Origin of the sequence: Ensifer sp. Root1252 (assembly GCF_001425885.1) — a bacterium.
Taxonomy (GTDB): domain Bacteria; phylum Pseudomonadota; class Alphaproteobacteria; order Rhizobiales; family Rhizobiaceae; genus Ensifer; species Ensifer canadensis.
Window position 1 is genome coordinate 114,865 of sequence record NZ_LMDT01000002.1, and the last position, 19,521, is coordinate 134,385.

The 19,521-nt window shown below is 62.5% G+C and carries 17 protein-coding genes; 5 read left to right on the forward strand and 12 right to left on the reverse strand.

Annotation, left to right across the window (positions count from 1 at the left end):
• Complete coding sequence (locus tag ASD02_RS05025; RefSeq protein ID WP_057210110.1) at window positions 1-972, forward strand: murein L,D-transpeptidase family protein; 972 nt, start codon at window positions 1-3, stop codon at window positions 970-972.
• Between the two features lie 79 nt (window positions 973-1,051).
• A complete protein-coding gene (locus ASD02_RS05030; RefSeq protein ID WP_025429358.1) occupies window positions 1,052-1,846 on the forward strand; it encodes a L,D-transpeptidase in 795 nt (264 codons plus the stop codon).
• 55 nt (window positions 1,847-1,901) lie between these two features.
• Here the strand turns inward: ASD02_RS05030 and ASD02_RS05035 are convergent, their stop codons facing one another.
• Window positions 1,902-2,636, reverse strand: a complete 735-nt coding sequence (locus ASD02_RS05035) for a L,D-transpeptidase (protein ID WP_057221919.1) — start codon at window positions 2,634-2,636, stop codon at window positions 1,902-1,904.
• 319 nt (window positions 2,637-2,955) lie between these two features.
• A complete protein-coding gene (gene recX / locus ASD02_RS05040; protein WP_057212962.1) occupies window positions 2,956-3,468 on the reverse strand; it encodes a recombination regulator RecX in 513 nt (170 codons plus the stop codon).
• A gap of 406 nt (window positions 3,469-3,874) precedes the next feature.
• Between recX and ASD02_RS05045 the strand changes: the two genes are divergently transcribed.
• Window positions 3,875-5,941, forward strand: a complete 2,067-nt coding sequence (locus tag ASD02_RS05045; protein ID WP_057221920.1) for an ATP-dependent helicase — start codon at window positions 3,875-3,877, stop codon at window positions 5,939-5,941.
• 10 nt (window positions 5,942-5,951) lie between these two features.
• Window positions 5,952-7,082: a DNA polymerase IV gene (gene dinB, locus ASD02_RS05050; RefSeq protein ID WP_277996343.1), complete on the forward strand. Its 1,131-nt coding sequence runs from the start codon at window positions 5,952-5,954 to the stop codon at window positions 7,080-7,082.
• A 257-nt stretch (window positions 7,083-7,339) separates the two neighbouring features.
• Here the strand turns inward: dinB and ASD02_RS05055 are convergent, their stop codons facing one another.
• Together ASD02_RS05055 and ASD02_RS05060 are read right to left on the reverse strand one after the other, a co-directional pair.
• Window positions 7,340-8,311, reverse strand: coding sequence for a 3'-5' exonuclease (locus ASD02_RS05055; protein ID WP_057221921.1), 972 nt, complete (start codon window positions 8,309-8,311; stop codon window positions 7,340-7,342).
• 196 nt (window positions 8,312-8,507) lie between these two features.
• Window positions 8,508-8,930, reverse strand: a complete 423-nt coding sequence (locus ASD02_RS05060; protein WP_057221922.1) for a RidA family protein — start codon at window positions 8,928-8,930, stop codon at window positions 8,508-8,510.
• A 371-nt stretch (window positions 8,931-9,301) separates the two neighbouring features.
• Here ASD02_RS05060 and ASD02_RS05065 point away from each other — a divergent pair, with 371 nt between their 5' ends.
• A complete protein-coding gene (locus ASD02_RS05065; protein ID WP_025429365.1) occupies window positions 9,302-9,553 on the forward strand; it encodes a hypothetical protein in 252 nt (83 codons plus the stop codon).
• Window positions 9,554-9,680: 127 nt separating this feature from the next.
• Here ASD02_RS05065 and ASD02_RS05070 read toward each other — a convergent pair whose 3' ends face one another.
• The 8 genes from ASD02_RS05070 to ASD02_RS05105 form a co-directional block, all read right to left on the reverse strand.
• Entirely contained in the window at window positions 9,681-11,366 is a 1,686-nt protein-coding gene (locus ASD02_RS05070) for a Na/Pi cotransporter family protein (protein WP_057221923.1), read from the reverse strand.
• Between the two features lie 29 nt (window positions 11,367-11,395).
• On the reverse strand, window positions 11,396-12,001 hold the full coding sequence (locus ASD02_RS05075; protein WP_025429367.1) for a histidine phosphatase family protein: 606 nt from the start codon (window positions 11,999-12,001) through the stop codon (window positions 11,396-11,398).
• Window positions 11,998-13,098 carry an ABC transporter ATP-binding protein gene (locus ASD02_RS05080; protein WP_057221924.1) on the reverse strand — a complete coding sequence of 367 codons (1,101 nt, stop codon included), beginning with the start codon at window positions 13,096-13,098 and terminating at the stop codon, window positions 11,998-12,000. Before ASD02_RS05080 ends, ASD02_RS05075 begins: the two co-directional genes overlap by 4 nt.
• The gene (locus ASD02_RS05085; protein WP_057221949.1) at window positions 13,095-14,780 is read right to left on the reverse strand and encodes an iron ABC transporter permease; all 1,686 of its coding nucleotides are present in this window, start codon (window positions 14,778-14,780) and stop codon (window positions 13,095-13,097) included. Before ASD02_RS05085 ends, ASD02_RS05080 begins: the two co-directional genes overlap by 4 nt.
• Window positions 14,781-15,000: 220 nt before the next feature.
• A complete protein-coding gene (locus ASD02_RS05090) occupies window positions 15,001-16,122 on the reverse strand; it encodes an ABC transporter substrate-binding protein (RefSeq protein ID WP_082523730.1) in 1,122 nt (373 codons plus the stop codon).
• A gap of 24 nt (window positions 16,123-16,146) precedes the next feature.
• Window positions 16,147-16,983: a MurR/RpiR family transcriptional regulator gene (locus tag ASD02_RS05095; RefSeq protein ID WP_082523731.1), complete on the reverse strand. Its 837-nt coding sequence runs from the start codon at window positions 16,981-16,983 to the stop codon at window positions 16,147-16,149.
• Between the two features lie 455 nt (window positions 16,984-17,438).
• Complete coding sequence (locus ASD02_RS05100) at window positions 17,439-18,293, reverse strand: MurR/RpiR family transcriptional regulator (RefSeq protein ID WP_057209938.1); 855 nt, start codon at window positions 18,291-18,293, stop codon at window positions 17,439-17,441.
• Between the two features lie 122 nt (window positions 18,294-18,415).
• Window positions 18,416-19,495, reverse strand: coding sequence for a spermidine/putrescine ABC transporter substrate-binding protein (locus tag ASD02_RS05105; RefSeq protein ID WP_082523732.1), 1,080 nt, complete (start codon window positions 19,493-19,495; stop codon window positions 18,416-18,418).
• Window positions 19,496-19,521: the final 26 nt, after the last annotated feature.

Here is a 19,521-nt window from a genome sequence, read left to right on the forward strand (position 1 = left end):
ATGGCCGCGACGATCGCCATCGCCCTTTCCGGCTGCATGTCAGCCTTTGACGAAGTTCGTGCACCGCCGCCGATCCCGGCGAAACTGATCGGCGCCATGGCCAAGAACGGCTCCAAGCCGGAAAGCCCGGTGCTCGTTCGCATCTTCAAGCAGGAAAGCGAACTCGAGATCTGGAAACAGAACAAATCCGGGCAGTATGCGCTCCTCAAAACCTATCCGATGTGCCGTTGGTCTGGAAAGCTTGGGCCGAAGACCAAGGCGGGCGACCGCCAGGCGCCGGAAGGGTTTTACCACGTGTCCGCCCGCATGCTGAATCCGAAGTCGCAATTCTATCTGTCGTTCAATCTCGGCTACCCCAACCGGCTCGAGCAGGCTCTCGGCTACACCGGTGAGGCGCTGATGGTGCATGGTGCCTGTTCGTCATCCGGTTGCTACGCGCTGACGGACCAGGGGGTCGGAGAAATCTATCCCGTCGTCCAGCGCGCGCTCGCGGGCGGTCAGGGGCAATTCCAGGTGCAGGCCTATCCGTTCCGCATGACGGCAACGAATATGGCGCGGAACAGCGGTGACCCGAACTTCAATTTCTGGAAGAACATCAAACAAGGCTACGACATCTTTGAAGCGACGAAGCGCCAGCCGAAGGTTTCGGTCTGTGGCGGTCGTTACGTCTTCAACACCGACTTTGCCAACGGCGAGCCGACCGACCCGCTTGGCGCCTGCCCTGCGACCACGGCAACATCGGACGCCGGGCTGATGGCAAGGCTGCAAACGGAAGACGCCAAGGTCGCGGGCATAGTCGCCAATCAGACGCCCGCTCCGGTGAATTCCTATGTCGATGGCGGCATGCATCCAAGCTTCCGGACGCTGCTTGAGAAAAACGGCGCTGAAAAGCTGGCCGCCAAGATCTCGGGAACTAAATACCCCATTAGCCGACCGGACGCGGCGCTGGCAGATCCCTATGCCGGCCTGTGATCGGTGGCGGCGGGAGATGAGCAGCGCTAGATGCGCCATTCCCCCGGTAGTCACCGAACACAGGTAATTGAGGTTCCCCATGCCGCAACGTGACGTCTGCCGCCGATCCTTCCTCAAGCTTTCCGCCGGCATGGCGGTGCTCGGTTTGGCGGGGTGCGGCTCGACGCGCGAGCGGGTTGCACAGCAATACGCCCCGGCGCCGGAACCGGTGCCCGCCGCCAACACCGTGCTCTCCGAGATGTATGGCGAACGGCCGGGAGAAACCTATCCTCTGCCGGCGATCCCTTACGAAAAGATCGACCCGCGATATTACAGGCAGATGGTGCCCGATCCGACGGGCGAGCGGCCCGGCACTTTGGTTGTCGATGTCGGCAACCATTTCCTCTATCGCGTCTATGAGAACGGCCAGGCGATGCGCTACGGCGTCGGCCTCGGCCGGGCCGGCTTCGCCTGGGCCGGTCGCGGCGTCATCCAGTACAAGCGGCCTTGGCCGCGCTGGAAACCGCCGAACGAAATGGTCGCACGCCAGCCGGAACTGCAGCAGTACAGCATCGAGGCCGGCGGCATGGAGCCGGGGTTGAAGAACCCGCTTGGCGCCCGCGCGATGTATATCTTCCAGAACGGGGAAGATACGCTTTACCGCATCCATGGCTCCCCGGAATGGTGGACCATCGGCCAGTCGGTGTCGTCGGGGTGCGTGCGCATGATCAACCAGGACGTCGTCGATCTCTATGACCGCGTGCCGAACGGCACGCCGGTCGTGGTGACGGACCTTTCGGGCGGCGGAATGGCGGCGCAAACACCGGCCCAGCCGCAGGACAATCTCCTGCCTGGCGAAGGCGGCATCCCCGGCGCACCCCCGCCGATTTATTAGGACCGGCGATGTCGACCGTGGGAGCATTCAACGCTCCCACGGTCGACAGCTGGCCTCAGATGACGAGCAGCGGCGTCTTTCCCCGGACGCGATTATAGAGGTCGATTGCGTCCTGCTGCAGCATCCGCACGCAACCGGCCGAAGCGTTCTTGCCGATCGAGCGCCACTGCGGCGACCCATGGATGCGGTAGAGCGTATCCTGGCCATCCTGGAAGATATACATCGCCCGCGCGCCGAGCGGATTGCTGAGGCCCGGATCCATGCCGCCCGCCTCGATGCCATATTTCTTCAGGTGCGGCTGGCGCGCGACCATGTCGTCCGGCACCGTCCAACGCGGCCACTTGCGCTTCCAGTGCACGACCGCCCTGCCCTTCCAGGCGCGTCCCTGTGCGCCAAGACCGACGCCATAGCGGATCGCCTTGCCGCCGGGCAGCACCCAGTAGAGGAACATCTTCTGCGTATCGACGACGATCGAATAGGCCGGCTCGTTGGTCGCATAGGCGACCTCCTGCCGCAGGAATTCCGGCTTTATCGCATCGAACTGCACCCCCGGAACATCATAGCCCTCGTCCTTGACCGGACCGTAGATCTGGGCGTAATCGAGCTTTGGCGCCGGCTCATCCTTGCGCTCAAGCTCGATCGGGGCCTTCTCTGGCGGGGTGATGACGTGCTTGCTGGTCTTGTCGGCGGCATTTGGCTCGAGACCGGGCTTGGGGACCTGTGTGCAGGCGCTCAAAATAGAGCTTGCGACCACTGCAAGCAGTGATCGGCGGGACAATTGAAAAGACACTTTTTTATTCCGGGTTGGATGTATGCGAGGAGAGAGTTGTGGCTGTTGGTCCCATTCGTGACCGAAATGTGGTCAAAGCCGATCTCTTTGGTGGATGATCCTCGCCAGTCGCTCGCCGCCAACTGAGTGTTGCAAAATTCACCCGGTCGGGCGCGAGCGGGGAGTCATCCTGACGGCAGACGGAAGCGGCATGTCGCGTTCAGCCCAGCAGTTGGTCTAAAGCATATCGCGCAAAAGTGCGCAGCGGTTTTGCGATGACGACATGCACAAAAACAAGAGCTTAAAGCGCGCAAGCGAATCCTGGAAATCGCGACGCGCTTTAGGTGAAAGCGTCCTTCCGCAGCACACTCTCGGCCTGCTCCGAGCTCATCTCGAACACTTTTCTGCCTATCTCGAACCCGAAACCGTTGCGAGCGAATGCGGACAGCTCCTTGGCCTTGCGCTTGTCGTCGAGCTCGCCGCGGCGGAAGGGGCCGAAAGCGCGCTTGCGAGCAAAGACCACGGCAGCAAACAGATCGTCGGTCTCCTCCAGCGCCACGGCGGCGGTTTCCCTGTCGATGCCCTTCGCCGAAAGCTTCTGCGCAATCGCCCGTTTCGACTTCCCGCTGCGCACCGCCGACTGCGTGCTGAGCTGCGCATAATCCGCGTCGTTCAGGGCATTCAGATCATAGGCGAACTTGACCGCGAACTCGGCAACGGCCTTGAGCTGCTGCTGGCTGATATCCTCGAACTTCTGTCGCGCCTTCCGGGTGATGGCGTCGAACAACTGTTTCTCCGTCATCATCTGTCGTTCGAGGCGATAGACCGCCGAATTGCGCGCCCAGGACAGCATGCGCGCGGTCGGCGCGTCGGAGGGCGGCGTGTCAGAAGGCGGATCGTCTGCTTGTAGATCGTTTGATGTCACGGGGTGGGCGGGCTCTTTTGGGATGCGCTTGATGGGCGATATTTCGCCCACAGAGATAGCCGCAAACGTGGCGCTTCGGTAGTCGCCACGGGCGGGATTGATTGCGGTAACGCTAGCCCGGCATTTTGCGACCGGAAACCGATGGGCATTTCAGCCATTGCCAACCGGGCCTTTGCAATGTGATCTGCGGCTGATATGTTCCTAATTCGTTCCCCGTCGTGAATCTCTCATATCGAGCGCGGGGATGCCTCGGCGTCGCCCGCAGGGCCGAGCAATCGGTGCCAGCGTTCAGCGCGAGAGGTAGAATCGGCAGAGACTTACCGGGGACTTCGGCGTGGCGGCGGCCTATCTGGAAAAATTGAATGATCGACAGCGCGATGCCGTCGAATTTGGCGTAACCGCACCCGGCGAAACGATTGCAGGGCCACTCCTGATCATCGCCGGCGCCGGGTCGGGCAAAACGAATACGCTCGCCCATCGTGTTGCCCACCTCATCGTCAATGGCGCCGACCCCCGCCGCATCCTGCTGATGACGTTTTCGCGCCGTGCGGCCTCCGAAATGGCGCGACGGGTCGAGCGCATCTGCGCCCAGGTGCTTGGGGCAAACGCCACTGTTGCCACCGATGCGCTCACCTGGGCCGGAACATTCCACGGCATCGGCGCGCGCCTGCTGCGCATCTATGCCGAGCAAATCGGCTTGAATGTCGATTTCACGATCCATGACCGGGAAGACAGTGCCGACCTGATGAACCTTGTCCGGCATGAGCTCGGCCTCTCGAAGACCGAGAGCCGCTTCCCGACCAAGGGCACCTGCCTGTCGATCTACTCGCGGGCGGTCAACTCCGAGACGCCGCTGAGCGAGGTCTTGCGCGCGCACTATCCCTGGGTTTCCGGTTGGGAGGAGCAGTTGAAGCAGCTGTTTTCCTGTTATGTCGAGGCAAAGCAGACGCAGAACGTGCTCGATTACGACGACCTGCTGCTCTACTGGGCGCAGACCGTCAGCGTGTCGGAACTGGCCGAGGACATCGGCAACCGTTTCGACCATGTGCTGGTCGACGAATATCAGGATACCAACCGGCTTCAATCATCCGTGCTGATGGCGTTGAAGCCAGGCGGCAGGGGCCTGACGGTCGTGGGCGACGATGCCCAGTCGATCTATTCGTTCCGGGCAGCGACAGTGCGCAACATCCTGGATTTTCCGGGCGAGTTCACCCCTCCGGCCGACGTCATCACGCTTGATCGAAACTATCGTTCCACCCAGACGATCCTTGCCGCTGCCAACGGCGTCATCGATCTCGCCCGGGAACGCTTCACCAAGAACCTCTGGACCGAGCGGCAGTCGGCGGAAAGGCCCAAGCTGCTGGCGGTCGCGGATGAAGCCGACCAGGCGCGCTATATCGTCGAGAAGGTTCTGGAGAACCGAGAGATCGGCATGACGCTGAAGCAGCAGGCGGTGCTGTTTCGCTCGTCGAACCACAGCGGGCCGCTCGAGGTGGAGCTGACCCGGCGCAATATCCCCTTCGTGAAATTTGGCGGGCTGAAGTTTCTCGACAGCGCCCATGTCAAGGACATGCTGGCGGTGCTCAGGTTTGCGCAGAACCCGAGGGATCGGGTCGCCGGCTTTCGCCTGCTGCACATGATCCCCGGTGTCGGCCCGCAGACTGCCGGCAAGATCCTTGACGCGATCGCCGCAGATCCGGAACCGCTGGCAGCCCTCGGGGAGATCCCCGCCCCGCCGCGTTCCGGCGACAACTGGCGGGATTTCGTCACCCTGATCGAAGGGCTGCGCAAACAGGCAGGCGGCTGGCCGGGTGAAATTGCCCAGGCACGCGAATGGTACGAGCCGCATCTCGACCGCATCCACGAGGATGCCGACACCAGAAAGGCCGACCTCCTGCAACTGGAGCAGATCGCCGGCGGCTATCCGAGCCGGGAACGCTTCCTGACCGAACTGACGCTCGATCCGCCTGATGCGACCAGCGACCAGGCCGGCGTGCCGCTGCTTGATGAGGACTATCTGATCCTTTCGACGATCCATTCGGCCAAGGGGCAGGAATGGCGCTCGGTCTTCATGCTCAATGTCGTCGACGGCTGCATCCCCTCCGATCTTGGCGTCGGCACCACGCATGAGATCGAAGAGGAGCGCCGGCTGCTCTACGTCGGCATGACACGGGCAAAGGACAGCCTCACACTGATCACCCCGCAACGGTTCTTCACGAGCGGCCAGCATGCGCAGGGCGATCGCCACGTCTACGCCTCGCGCACGCGGTTCATTCCGGCAACGCTCCTGCAGTTCTTCGAGACGGCATCCTGGCCGGTGGTCAGCGCCTCAGCGTCCGAGCGCAGCGCCAGGCAGATCCGCATCGATGTCGGCGCGCGCATGCGGACCATGTGGAAGTAAGGAGCGGCACGTGGCCGAGCCTAGCGACAACGTGATCGGAAGACAGACTACAGCCGATGCGACGGGAACGGAGCGGCAGCGCAAGATCATCCATATCGATATGGACGCCTTCTATGCTTCGGTCGAACAGCGCGACAATCCGGAGCTGCGCGGCAAGCCGGTTGCTGTCGGCGGCGCGGCTGCGCGCGGCGTTGTCGCCGCGGCAAGTTATGAGGCGCGGAAATATGGCGTCCATTCCGCCATGCCCTCGGTGACGGCAAAGCGAAAATGCCCTGACCTCATCTTCGTCAAGCCGCGCTTCGACGTCTATCGGAGCGTGTCGCAGCAGATCCGCGAGATTTTTGCCGAATATACGCCTGTCATCGAACCCCTGTCGCTCGATGAGGCCTATCTCGACGTGACCGACAATCTGAAGGGCATGGAGATCGCGACCGAGATCGCCGAGGAGATCCGCGCGAAGATCAAGGCAACGACGAACCTGACGGCCTCGGCCGGCGTCAGCTACAACAAGTTCCTCGCCAAGATGGCGAGCGACCAGCGAAAGCCGGACGGGCTGTTCGTCATCACGCCCAAGAACGGGCCGGCTTTCGTCGAAGCGCTTCCAGTGAAAAAGTTCCATGGCGTCGGGCCGGCAACGGCCGAGCGGATGAAGCGCCTGGGTATCGAAACCGGCTTCGATCTGCGGCAGCAGACCCTGGCGGTCCTGCAGGAGCATTTCGGCAAGTCCGGGCCGTATTTCTACGGCATCGCCCGCGGCATCGACGAACGGCGGGTGCAGCCAGACCGGGTGCGCAAATCGGTTGGTGCGGAAGACACATTCGTCGAGGATATTTTCGAGTTCGAACCGGCATGCGCCGAGTTGCTGCCATTGGCCGACAAGGTCTGGCGCTACTGCGAGGCGCAGGGGATGAGCGGAAAGACGGTGACCGTCAAGGTGAAGTACTCAGACTTTACCCAGGCGACACGCAGCAGGACGCTCGGCACACCGGTCGCAGGAGCGTCCGAGATCCTTGAGGTTGCGGTTTCGCTGCTGGTATCGGTCCATCCGTTCAAGCGCGGCGTACGCCTGCTGGGGGTCACGCTATCGTCGCTCAATGGCAACGAGGAAGAAGCCCGCTCGCAGCTGGAACTTTCTTTCTGAAGATTATCCCATGCCAAAAGAAAAAAGCCTGCCGCGGGAGGAGGTGCGGCAGGCTTTCAAAAGGATTGAATGGCAACCGGGAGGAGGAGTGTCGCCATTCCGGCAAGCGCTCTTTGGGAGGAGGAGAAAGCACTTGCACACTCGAAGTCCTGCGGGAGGAGATGCATCGCTTCGATGAGTTGACTATACAAGAAACCTACCGATTTCGTAGATCTGACTTCGCAGACCAGCCATGCGTGGAGCGCCGGTCAGGCGGCTCAGCGCACCTTGAAGCGGTCGAAGGCTGTCAGCCGCACCATCGGCGGATCGGCCTCGTTCCAGCGATAGATTTCGGTTCTGAGGTAGCGCAGCTCCTCGTCCAGCCCCTCTTCGCCGATCTCGATCCACCAGGATTTTGGGCGCCCATCGCTGCCGTCGGACCAGCGGTAGCCGCGGCCCTTCAGATGATCCTTCATCTCGAAGGGGCTGTTTTCCGCATAGAGGCGAACGCGCGATCGCTGGCTTGCCGCGTAGAGCTCGGCAAAAGGTGTCTCTTGCGTATCATCGGCTGGGCCCGCAATCACCTCGAGCAGGGCAAAACAATCGTCGACGGCGCGGTGGCCGTCGTGGAAATATCCCGCCTGGCCAATGAGGTAGCCGAGCTTGGTGCCCTCGAAGCCGCGGTCGCTCCAGCCGATCTCGGAGACCGAGCAGGCCCAGGCCTTCTTCTCGAAGATCGGCGAAAAAGCTTCGCAAAACGGCCGGTCGAACCCGGCATTGTGGGCCATGATCAGATCGGCGCGCTCAATGATCGCCTGAAGCCGGGCAACATCGATGGTTTCGCCGGCGACCATTTCGTCGGTAATGCCGGTGATGCGCGTGATCTCGGCTGGAATGGAGCCGCTCGGCTGCCGCAGACCGCCATAGACGTCGATCACGTCGCCGATGGCCCCGTGAGCGTCAAAGGTGAACGCAATGACGCCGATCTCGATGATCTCGTCCTTGCGATGGTTGAGGCCGGTGGTCTCGGTGTCGAGGATGACGCCGACGAGCGGAAACTCGGCGCGCGGCGCGGCCACGACGGGGCGCGGCTCCAGCTTTTGCAGAACGCGGTAGCGACCCGTCGCCTCTAGATGATCGACCATGGCGCCGGCGCTCATGCCGGCAGCCGCGCGTGAGGACGCGCGCTTGGAGCGTGCGCCCTTCTCGTCCGGATCGGACGAAACAAACATGTCGTATTGCAATGCCATCAGCCCTTCTCCCGGAACTTTTGGCGAAAGGGAAGACCGAGCGCCCATCGCGCCATCACTTTCCCGCACTGTCAACAACCTGTGGCGAGCGGGCCGGATTTAACCCGGGAAAACCTGTGAGCGGACCGCCAATCGGCAAGATCTCGGCCCGGAAGGGTCGAACGGGCGCCACTCACTGCGCCCGCGATGGTTCCGGTTAGCCGAGCGCGGCAACAGCCTCGATCTCGAACAGCATCCCGTCAAGCGCCAACCGCGGCACCGGGATCAGTGTGCATGTGGGTTTTGCGCCCTCACCCAGCGCCGCTTCCATTTCAGCGCCGAAGATATGCAACCGTTCTTCGGAGTGGTCGACGATCAGCACCGTCAGCTTGACGATGTCGCTTGTATCAGCGCCCGCGGCACCAAGCGCGCTGCGCAGATTGGCGAGCGCCTGGCGGACCTGCAGTCGGAAATCCGGATCGAGAGCCCCTTGCACGTCCTCGCCTCCCTGGCCGGCGACAAAGACCAGCCGCACGCCCGCCGGGACCAGGCCGACATGGGAGTAACCATTGACCGATGCATCATAAAGCCCAGGTGGATTGAAAAGGCGAATAGGCGATTTTGTAGTTGTAGACGACATTTTTTGCTTTCCGTTGTTGCACGACGAAGCCGTGGAAACGCCGTATGGAGGATCGCCGACGTTGTGGGTCGGCGTGCCGGACAGCGCGTTCAGGCTCCATATCGTTTTGACGATCCAGCAATGCTTCCCGTGACGCGGGCGAGTGGATTTCTTTTTGGCTGCGAGCGTTCGCATTTAGACACAGGCGGTCACGGGTGCCGGATCCCGCGCGACGCGATGATTGAACTGCTTGCGTTCGAACAGGGCAGATCGGGTAGCTTCTTGCCCAACCCGACGACGGCCTTGATTGCTTTAACAGCAATGGCGTAGCTAGAGGCAGTCGGTTCGACAAATCGGTCCAACCGTCTCCGCATCACAGCGAAAGGTGCCCCATGAACGAAGAACCGAAAATCGTCCTGTCCCCGCTCTCGCAGGAGTTCTCCCGCGACGGCATCACTGTGACCGTCGAAATCTCCCGGATCGAGGACGGCAACGAGTGGGCGCTGGAAGTCATCGATACCCAGGGCATGTCGACACGCTGGGAGGATCTGTTCGCAACGGATGCCGCAGCGCTCGCCGAATTTCTCAGCGCCGTCGAGCAGGATGGCATGTCCGTGTTCGTGATGCCCTCGGCGCTGCATTGACGAGCTACCATATTTTCCGGCACCGGGCCGAACGGCGCCACGACCGATAAAGTGACCGGCGCCGGTGCCGGTGCCGGTGCCGCTCCCGGCTTGAGTCTCCTGCCATTGAAAACGCCCGAGCCGGCTCTCACGCCAATCGCTCGCTCAGGGCAGACGTGCGAAGACGGGTGGTGTTCAACAGGCCGGCCGCCTGGATCAGCGGGTAAGCGGCAGCTGCTATGTGCGAATTGATCCGGTGCAGGTCACCAATAAGATCGATGAACAGAGCATTGCTTCTAAGACTGATGCCCTTTTCCATGCCTTCCCGGCCGAGATGCTCATTGATCGCGCGCTCCTCGAGCGCGCGGAAGCGATCTTTCTGGGATGCCAGGCGGGCGGCAGCGCCGACGTCGCGCGACGAAAGAGCCACCGGCACAAGGCGTAATGACACCGCGACCTCGTCGCAGAGCATATCGAGGGCCTCGCGCTGGCTCGGCGCCAACTGGATGTCCTGCTTGATCTTTGCCCGGATGCGGTCGGCGAGGTTGAGCTTGATCACATCACCCGCATGTTCGAGATTGCTGGCAAAAAGCATGATCTCAAAAGCGCGGCGCGTATCGCCACCCGACAGTTCGCCCTGGGCCAGCCGGCCGAGATAGGCATGGACCGACGCCATGTAGGTGCCGAGCTTGAAATCGATGGCGTTGACCTCCTTCAATGTCTCCAGCCGACTGGACGACAGTGCCGTGAGCGACATCTTGAACATGCGCTCCAGCAGTTCGCTCATCCGTATTGTCTCCATCGTCGCATTGGAAAGCGCGACGGCCGGCGTCGTCAACGAAGCGCTGTCGAGATAGCGCGGTGTGGCCAAGGGATCATCGGCGGCCGAAGCATTGGGGATCAACCGGTCGACGAAGTGCACGACGACGGGCGAGATCGGCAGGAACACGGCGGCGACCGTCAAGTTGAACGCCGCATGGAGTCCGACCGCGACATGCAAGGGGTCCAGCGGCACACCGGCGGCAACATCGACGATCTGTCGCGCCAACGGCAGCAGCGCGATTGCCAGAAGGCCGCGGCAAAGCAGATTGGCGACCGGGAGCCTTCGGGCGATGGATGGCTGGTCGAGGGTCGCGCTGACGGCCGGCAGGCCGCCGCCGAAATTGACGCCGAGGATCAGGGGCACGGCACCGACCACTTCCAGACTGCCATTGGTCAGCAGCGAAGCGATCAACAGAATGACCGCGAGCGTTGAATGGCAGAACCAGGCGAGACCGGCGCCGACGAGGAACCCGAGCACCGGCTCGTTGGCGATCGCAGCGAGAACATCGTGAAACAGCGTTGCCTCCCGCAGGGGAGCGGTCGCCGCAACGATGACCTTCAGCGCCAGGAGCATGAGGCCGAGGCCCATCATGATGCGGCCGGCGTTTCGCGGGCGAAACTCGCCCGACGCTCCGAAGGTGAGATAGCCGGCAAACAGAAAAAGCGGCGCCATCGTCGTTGCCAGCGACGAGCCCGATGCGAAAAGGCCGGATACGAACGCCGAGCCGATATCGGCACCGAGGAGAACCGCAAGGCCGGTCGTCGCCCCGATCGCACCGGCACCAGCCAGGCCAGCGATAATGAGGGCCATGGCCGTGGCGCTGCCGAGAACGGCGGTGGCGGCTATGCCGCCACCGAATGCGGTCAGCCGGTTGGACAGGCGCTGCTCGACGAACCGCTGCAGCCGATCGCCCCATCCGCGCATGACGCCGGTTCTAACCATCCGCACACCCCAGAGGAGGAGCGCGACGCCGCCGAGCAGCTCCACAATGACAAACGTTCCGGAATTCATGTCCAGCGAGGCCCTTCCGCTCGAAGCGATCAATCGGCGACGGAAATGTCGGGAGCGACAGATCCGATGTTGTAGCCTTCGAGCTGCGCAGCAGATCGGTCCGGCACGGGGAAGTTCAGGATGGTTGCCGTGCCGGGGGTAACGGGAACGACGCGCGAGGGCGGCAGGTCCAGAAACTCGTGGCAGGCTGCGCGAATGACCCCGCCATGGGCGACCACCAGCAGGTCGCCATCCGTGCGCGACATCCAGTCACGAACCCCGTCGGCGACGCGATTGCGAAAGGCGATCCAGGTTTCGGCGTTGGCGGGCGTGAAGGTGCCGGCGCGCCAGGCGGTGTAGTCCTCCGGGCGCTCGGCGATCAGCTCCGGCTTGCGACGCCCCGTCCACTCGCCCATGTCGAGCTCGCGAAACCGCTCGTCGGACGGCGCGTCCGGATGTCCGATCAGCGCGACGGTCTGCCGTGTCCGGCCGAGATCCGATGCGATGATACGGGCGGGCTGCAGCGCCTTGGCATAGGGGCGGAAACGCCGGACCTGGGCAACGCCGCGTTCAGACAGCAGCGAGTTGTCCTGGCCCTGCAGCCGTTGTTCGGCGTTCCACTCGGTTTCGCCATGGCGCATGAGGATCAGCCTCATTGATTTATCCTTTCTCCGCTGACGGCAAAGACAGCGTCAGGGGTCCTGATGAATGACAGTGTGACGGCGTCCCCGGGCATTGCGCTGAAGTAACCCTCCGCCATGCCGGTGATGCGCAGATCGCCGAGCATGGCGGTGACCATCGTGCGTCCGGCGATCGGTGCTGCCTCGGCAAACCGCGCGGTGACCGACGGTTTGTCCGGCACCGCGCCGACGCAGACGTCCTCGGCCCGATAGAGAAGCTGCACCTCTGGATGGCCAGCGGCGATCGAGCCCGACACCAGTGGCGTATCATTGAACACGAAAGTCTCTCCCACCCGGCGCGCCGGTAAGAGGTTGGCCGGCGGCGTGCCGAGAAAGGTGGCGACGAAGGTCGTTGCCGGGTTGCGCAGCAACTCGATCGGCTTGCCGAACTGCTCGACACGACCATTGTTGAGCACGGCCACATGCGTCGCCATGGTCATCGCCTCCACCTGATCGTGGGTGACATAAACAGACGTGGCGCCCGTTGCCCGGTGGATGCGCATCAATTCGCTGCGCATCTCGATGCGCAGCTTGGCATCGAGGTTCGACAGCGGCTCGTCGAACAGCAGGATGCTGGGTTCGGGCGCGATCGTGCGGGCGATTGCCACGCGCTGCTGCTGGCCGCCGGAGATTTCCGCAGGATAACGTTCGGCAAGGGCACCAATGCCAAGTAGGGCAAGCACCTCCTTGACGCGGCGGTCGCGTCTTTCGCGCGGCCATCGCGCGACCTTCAACGGCCAGGCAATGTTGCCGGCGACGGTCATATGCGGCCAAAGGGCGTAGCTCTGGAAGACGAGGCCGGCGTTGCGGCGGCCGGCGTCGGCGATGACGCCTCCCGCACCACTGGAGACCGTCTGGCCGACAAAGGCGATCTCGCCTTCGCTCGGCCCCTCCAAGCCCGCCAGCATTCTGAGCAATGTCGACTTGCCGCACCCGGACGGGCCAACGAGCACCAGGAACGAGCCAGCCGGAACCGAGATGTTGACATCCTTGACGGCGGTGAAGGCGCCAAATCGTTTGACGAGGTTGCGGATCTCAATGGCGTCCGCAGCGCCGGTTGCTAGGGCGTTCATGACTCTTTCCATTTCTGGACGCGGTTCTGGAGGCCGTGGGCCAGAAACGAGGCCGCAAGGCAGACAAAAAGGATGACGAGGGTGATGGCGTTGGCAAACTGCATGAAGCCCTCGGCAGCGTAACGATAAGCGACCATGCTGAGGACGGGCGACGTCGCGGTGAACAGCAGCACGACCAGCGAGAGATCGCGCACCATCTTGACGAAGACGAGGATCGCGCCGGCAAACAGGCCGCGGATCGCCAAGGGGAAGATGATCGCAAACAATCGGCGAAGCAGACCCGCCCCGGTCAGCCGCGCGCTTTCCTCGATATCCGCTGAGATTTGGCCAAGAACCGACCGACCAGACTGCACGGCAAAGGGCAGATTGTGGGCGGACGCCGCGATCACCAGCAGCGCGAAAGTGCCGTATAACGAAGGCAGCGGACCAATTGGCGCGCCGAAGAGGGCGATGTAGGCCGCCGCAAAGGCAATGCTCGGCACCAGAAGCGGAACGAAGGCAAGCTGGCTGAGGATCGTGGCGAGCAGACTGCCGCGTCGCTGGACGATCGTATAGGCGAGCGCCAGCCCGAGCAGCATTGTCGTCAGCGCGACGACAAGGCCGAGGCGGATGGTATTCCAGATCGCGTCGATCAGCACGGGATTGCGGAAGATGCCCGCCTGCCCCTGGGCAATTTCGCCGCCGCCTTCGCCGATCCAGAAATGCAGCGTCCAGTTCGAAAACAGGGCCCCGCTTTGAGGCGCAAGGCTTGAGGCTGCAAGCACCAGGACCGGCGTCACCGTGGTCAGCAGACCGATGAGCACGGCTACGGCAAAGAGCGGCCAGCGCCAGGCGCCAAGGGGAAACCGTTTCGTGCGTCCGCCCTTGCCGGTGACCGTGATGAAGGCCTTGCGGCCGGAGACGATGCGGTCCGATATCCAGAGGAACAGTGCTGAAACGGCGATCAGCAACAGCGCAAGCACGAAGCCGCGCTCGTTCTGGCCGGTTTCGATCATGCCGAAGAGGCGGGTCGAAAGCGTCTGCATGCGCACCGGCAATCCCAGGAGCGCAGGTGCGGCGAAATTGGCAACGGCACCAGCAAAAGTGAGCGAGGCGGCGGCGATCAGCGCTGGCGTGACGACGGGCAGGATGATGCCGAAGAAGATGCGCGGGCGTTTCGCACCCGCCATTTGGCCCGCTTCAACGAGATCGGCTCCGACCGAGCTCAAGGCCGCTGCGATGATCGTATAGGCCAGCGAATAGTAGTGAGCGATCAGCACGATCGCGGTCGGCACCAGCCCCCAGGCGAGCCAGTCGGGAATGGCAAGGCCATTGGTTTCGAAGAAGCCGGCGGAGCCGCCGAGCCGTGAGTTTCGAAACAGCGTTCCCCAGGCAAGCGCCGCGGCGAAGCTCGGGATCATGTAGGGCAAGCTTGCCATCAGCCCGAGCAGGCGGCGTCCCGGCACGTCGGTCAAGACCACCAGCCAGGCGAGAAACCCGCCAAGAATGAGACAGCCGCTGGCAACGCCGAAGCCGAGAACCATGGTGTTGAACAGCGGCCGCCACCAAAGATTGAAGGACAGCGGGCTGACAAGCACCGCCTGCCACGCTTCGATCCCTGCCGGTGTCAGCGTCGACACGAGGATGCGGAGGAGAGGCGCCACCACCAGAATGGCGACGATGGCAATGAGGATGGCCGGCATGATGAAACCTGATCGGAGCAGCCGGCTACCGCCCGATGGCACGAAGGTTGATGTCGATGTCATTTGCGAACCTCGGCGTTTGCCGGCGCGGCCCTACTGCCTGTTTCCTTAAATCCTATTCGATTTAAGGATGAAAACATGGAGCAATTCAAAGCGCTACAGCGACCTTTGCGCCTCCAATAAGACGCGCGGCACTGTAGTTGCACCGGCAAGCAGCCCATTATTGAAGCGTGATGATGAGATCGGAGACGCGCCCGCGGGCAGCGGCGGTCTTTGCCGGGTCGATGGTCCAGGCCTTCAGCTCGCCGAGTTTGACGGAGTCCGGATGGTGGGCGATGGTCGTGCGCGTGGCATAGTCGCCGGGAACGTTGAACGGCTCGAAGCCGGCACCTCCCGTCGGCGTGTCGTCGCCGAACATGAAGTCGATCAGCAACCGGGCGGCGGCCGGATGCGGCGCCTTTTCAGCAATCGTCAGAACGGCCGGAAACAGGATGCCGTTGGCGGGCTCGACATTGTTGGCGACTTGCAGTGCCCAGCCTTCCTTCTCATTGTCACGCCGGTCCGAATAGGTGCCGAAGCCGACGGGAGGGTTCTTGGCAGTGGCATCGCCGACGGACTTGTTGAGCACGTCGCTATTGGGGACGAGGATCAGGTCGTTGGCAAAGAGGTCCTTGATGAACTGCTCGCCGGCGCCCTGAAGATCGGCATCAACGGCAATGTCCTTGCCGAACTGCGCCTTGTAGGCCGCGGCCATCTCATCCGGATGGAGCGCAATCTCCGTCAGGAGGTCGAGCAGTTCGCCGCGCTGGCTCGGATCGACCATCAGCACCTTGCCCTGCCACTCCGGCTGGGTCAGCTGCCACAGGTTGGTAACCGGTGAACCCCCGGGAAAGGCTTTCTCGTTGTACATCAGCACCTTGGTCGAAAGACGCTGGGTGAGCAGCGGCCCCTTGTAGCGATCGTCGATCTGGGCGGCGACGCGCGGCGGCACATAGTTGACGATGCGCTTGGCTTCGAGAAGCTTGCTGAAGACGACGGGCGTGTCGGCGATATAGAGCACGTCGACGGCATGAACGCCTGCCTGCTGCTCTGCCTCCAGACGCGCGATCTGCTTTGTCGAGCTCATGTCGAGGCCGATCAGGTCGACGCCCGGATAGGCCTCCTCGAAGGCTTTCTCGATCTTGGCGATCCGGCTCGACAACGAAAAGACGGTGACGCTGCCCTCCTTCTGCGCAAGCGGCAGCAGTTGTTCGGGCGTCATGCTATCCAGATCTGCCGCCATTGCTGCCGTGGGCAGCACGACGCAGGCCGCAAGCGCGGACTTCATCAGTCGCTTCAACATGGTTTCCTCCTCCATTTTCCCCAGTCAATCGAAGTCGTTGAACAGCTCCGACAGTTTCTCCAGCCTGCCGATCACCTCGCGTTCATGCCTGCCGGCAATCGTCAGGACGATGCCGTTGACGATGGCAAAGGGGATGGTCGGTGTCTGAAACTCGCTTCCCGAACGCCCCCGCGGCGCGGCCAGCATCAAGTCCGCAATCGGCTCCATCAGCGGTCCGGCAAGGTCCGAAATCAAAATCGTTCGCGCGCCGACGCGCCGGGCATGCTGCACCAGCGGCGCATAGCTTTGCGGCTGCTTGCGAAAGGCGAGCGCAATGACGACGTCGCTCTTGTCCATGCTGACCATGCGCTCGGCGATGTCCCGGCCGCGGCCGGTGAGCGCGATCGTCGTCATGCCGAACCGGTCGAGGCGACGCTGCAGGAAGCCGGCGACGGACTGTGCGTGCCCCTGGCCAAACACGAACACCCGGCGCCCTTCGAAGATGATGTCGGCAGCGAGATCCACATCACTTTGCGGCACCGAGCGCGCGAGCGTTTCCAGGGCCGAAATCTCCGCGGCAATCAGATCGGTCAGATAATCGCCGTGCTCGACCTTGGCGACCGAGCGGCGCATGCGGGTCGCGGCATCCTGATCATCAAGCACCTCGCGCTGCAGCTGTGCGCGCAGATCCGGAAAGCCGCGGTAACCCAGCTTCTGCGCCAAACGGGTGACCGTCGCCTCATGAACGCTGGCCCGCTGCGACAGCTGCGGGCCGGACAGAAACGCAGCCTCCGCCCGGTTCTCGAGCATCGTCGCGATCAGCTTTTGGTCGGCCTCGGTCAGCCTTTTCGATTGTGCCTTTATGCGATCGATGAGTGTCATGGCGCTCTACAAGTTTCTTTGCATGACACATCGTTCAAGCAAACGACCTTGCAGTCAAGGCGACACCCGCAAGAATCCTTGCAAGGCTCTGCAAGGCTTGGCCCAGCACTCGAAAATCAGTCTAATCTCTAGGGTTTCCCGCGGCTATCGGACGAAATCCACGCCAAAGTGGGCAGAAAACTGGCGCTTGCGACAGTGTGGAACGTCGCCGACAAAAATCTTTGCAAAGACCCGCAAAGGAATGGACGCCGTGCTGCCGCTCATTGCAGAACGGCGGTCGAAGGCGCGGGCGGCTGCAAGGTTGTCGGCAGCGACGCATCGGCCCGGGCAGCATGACATTCACTGGCGGCCTCGACGTTCAACGGCGACCGGTGGGGAAGCTTTCCGGGAAGCGAGGCAACAGAGCTCCCGCGACGACGAGGGAAGGAGCGCAAGCGAAGCGCCCTTCGCACCGTTCAGGCCTCGAAATCGCCGAACACATCCTGCAGCCGCGTCAGCATGCCGACCCGTTCGCTGACCTCGTCACCCAGGACGACGATGATGTTGCTGAGCATCAGGTCCATGACGGCAATAGTCGTGGCAGCACCATCCCACAGGGGGCCATGCGAGCCCGGGACCACAAGGCAGATATCCGACACCTCTGCTGCCCAGGGGCAATATTCGTCCGTGTAGAGGATGACCTTGACGCCGGCCCGGCGCGCCTCCATCGCGAGCGGCTTCGCCTTGGCGGCAAAGCGGCGCACGTCGTGCAGAAAGAGCACGCGGCCCTCCACCGAACCATCGAGCAGTTCCGAATAGGTTCCGTTCAGGCCATCGACGAATTGCACCCGCGAGCGGGTATAGGAGAGCTGGCTGGCAAAATACTGAGCGATACCGCGCACGTTCTGATAGGCGGCGACATAGACTTCGCTGGCACCGATCAGCGCGTCGATCGCCTGCTGCCATTCCGGCGAGGTCGTCAACTCGTAGACCATGCCGAGATTGTTGATCTGCTCCTGAATCAAGCCTGCAAGCAGCTTGCCCTCGCGAATGTCTTCGCGCAGCCTGTCGACCGGACCCTTCACCTGCCAGGCCGGGTTGGAGCTGCCGCGCCGCAGCTCGTGCTTCAGCTGGTCGAGGCCGTCGAAGCCCATGCGCCGGAGGTAGCGCCCGACGGTCATCGGCGACAGCTCGAGACGGCTTGCGATCGACTTTGCCGTTTCGAACGGGATCTCCGCCAGATTGCGCTCGATGTAATGGGCAATCAGCTTGTCGGATTTCGACCGCCTGAGTTCCTCGCTCTGCACGAGCTTCAGGATTCGTTGTGCCACGTCCCCTCCCCGGAGATACTTCCGCCCGCTGACAGCGCCGCGCGTCGGATATGACGCGCAAACGACGCTGCAACGCCTTTTAACTTGCGGCAGGCGGGCGGAATTGCCGATCTTTGTCGCCGCTACTGCGCCGTCTTCACCTTCGTCCAGACACGATCGAGCTGGCGCACGCCGGAGCCCAGGTCCTCGAAGATCTGGAGCCGTTGCATCGTTTCGGGCGTCGGATTGATTTCCTTGCTATTCTTGATCTGGTCGGGGGTCAATTGCCGTGCCGGTACGTTGGCGGTGCCGTTGGTCTGCTGGGAGACGTTGAGCGCGGCGACTTCCGGACGGGTGTAGAACTGCAGGAACTTAATGGCGCTATCCTTGTTCGGCGCGGTCTTCAGGACGCAGATATCCTCCTGGTACATGGTCGCGCCTTCCTCGGGGATCACGTAGCCAAGGTCCTTCTGGTTGGCAAAGACGTCGACCATCGCGCCGACGAAGAAATGACCGGCGGCGACGTCGCCGGACTGCACCATCGGCCGGGTATCGTAGGTGAAGGCAGCGACGTCAGGTTTCATCGCGATGATCGTATCGGCCGCCTGCTGCAGCTCGGCGGGGTCGGTCGAGTTGACCTTGTGGCCGTTGAGGATCAAGCCCACGGCCAGAACCTCGCGCATGTCGTCGAGCAGAGTGAACTTCAGCCCCTTTTCCTTGACGGTCGCAATCAGGTCCTTCCAGCCGACGACGTCCTTGCCCAGGACCTTGCGGTTGTAGACGATGCCGACGGTTCCGAAGGCGTAGGGCAGGCAAAACTCGCCCTTGGGGTCGCTCTTAGCCCTCAGGAACGCCGGGTCGATGTTCTTGAAACCTTCATAGGCATTGATGTCGGTTTTCTCCAGAAGGTCGAGCTTGGACATGATGTCCTGCATGTGCACCGACGGAAAGACGACGTCATAGCCGGTCGCGCCGCCCTGGATCTTCGCCAGCATCTCCTCGTTGGAGGAATAGGTGGAGAGGTTGACCTTGATCTGGGTCTCCTCCTCGAACTTCTTCAGGACCGCCGGATTGATGTATTCGCCCCAGTTGTAGATGTTGAGCTCGGCGGCATGGCCGAGGCCGGTCATGGCGATCAAGGCGGACAGCGAGAATGCGGCGGCCCGTGCGGGGCCGAAGAGTTTGGCCCTGGTCGCCCGGACGACGCGGCTTGCTTTCGTCATAGATAGTCTCCTCTGATGGTTCGTGG

Bases quoted from the DNA above. Each gene is read 5' to 3' on its own strand.
- ASD02_RS05025 (WP_057210110.1), top strand. From the start codon at position 1: ATGGCCGCGACGATCGCCATCGCCCTTTCCGGCTGCATGTCAGCCTTT.
- ASD02_RS05030 (WP_025429358.1), top strand. From the start codon at position 1,052: ATGCCGCAACGTGACGTCTGCCGCCGATCCTTCCTCAAGCTTTCCGCC.
- recX (WP_057212962.1), bottom strand. From the start codon at position 3,468: ATGCTGTCCTGGGCGCGCAATTCGGCGGTCTATCGCCTCGAACGACAG.
- ASD02_RS05055 (WP_057221921.1), bottom strand. From the start codon at position 8,311: ATGGCATTGCAATACGACATGTTTGTTTCGTCCGATCCGGACGAGAAG.
- ASD02_RS05060 (WP_057221922.1), bottom strand. From the start codon at position 8,930: ATGTCGTCTACAACTACAAAATCGCCTATTCGCCTTTTCAATCCACCT.
- ASD02_RS05065 (WP_025429365.1), top strand. From the start codon at position 9,302: ATGAACGAAGAACCGAAAATCGTCCTGTCCCCGCTCTCGCAGGAGTTC.
- ASD02_RS05070 (WP_057221923.1), bottom strand. From the start codon at position 11,366: ATGAATTCCGGAACGTTTGTCATTGTGGAGCTGCTCGGCGGCGTCGCG.
- ASD02_RS05075 (WP_025429367.1), bottom strand. From the start codon at position 12,001: ATGAGGCTGATCCTCATGCGCCATGGCGAAACCGAGTGGAACGCCGAA.
- ASD02_RS05080 (WP_057221924.1), bottom strand. From the start codon at position 13,098: ATGAACGCCCTAGCAACCGGCGCTGCGGACGCCATTGAGATCCGCAAC.
- ASD02_RS05085 (WP_057221949.1), bottom strand. From the start codon at position 14,780: ATGCCGGCCATCCTCATTGCCATCGTCGCCATTCTGGTGGTGGCGCCT.
- ASD02_RS05090 (WP_082523730.1), bottom strand. From the start codon at position 16,122: ATGTTGAAGCGACTGATGAAGTCCGCGCTTGCGGCCTGCGTCGTGCTG.
- ASD02_RS05095 (WP_082523731.1), bottom strand. From the start codon at position 16,983: ATGACACTCATCGATCGCATAAAGGCACAATCGAAAAGGCTGACCGAG.
- ASD02_RS05105 (WP_082523732.1), bottom strand. From the start codon at position 19,495: ATGACGAAAGCAAGCCGCGTCGTCCGGGCGACCAGGGCCAAACTCTTC.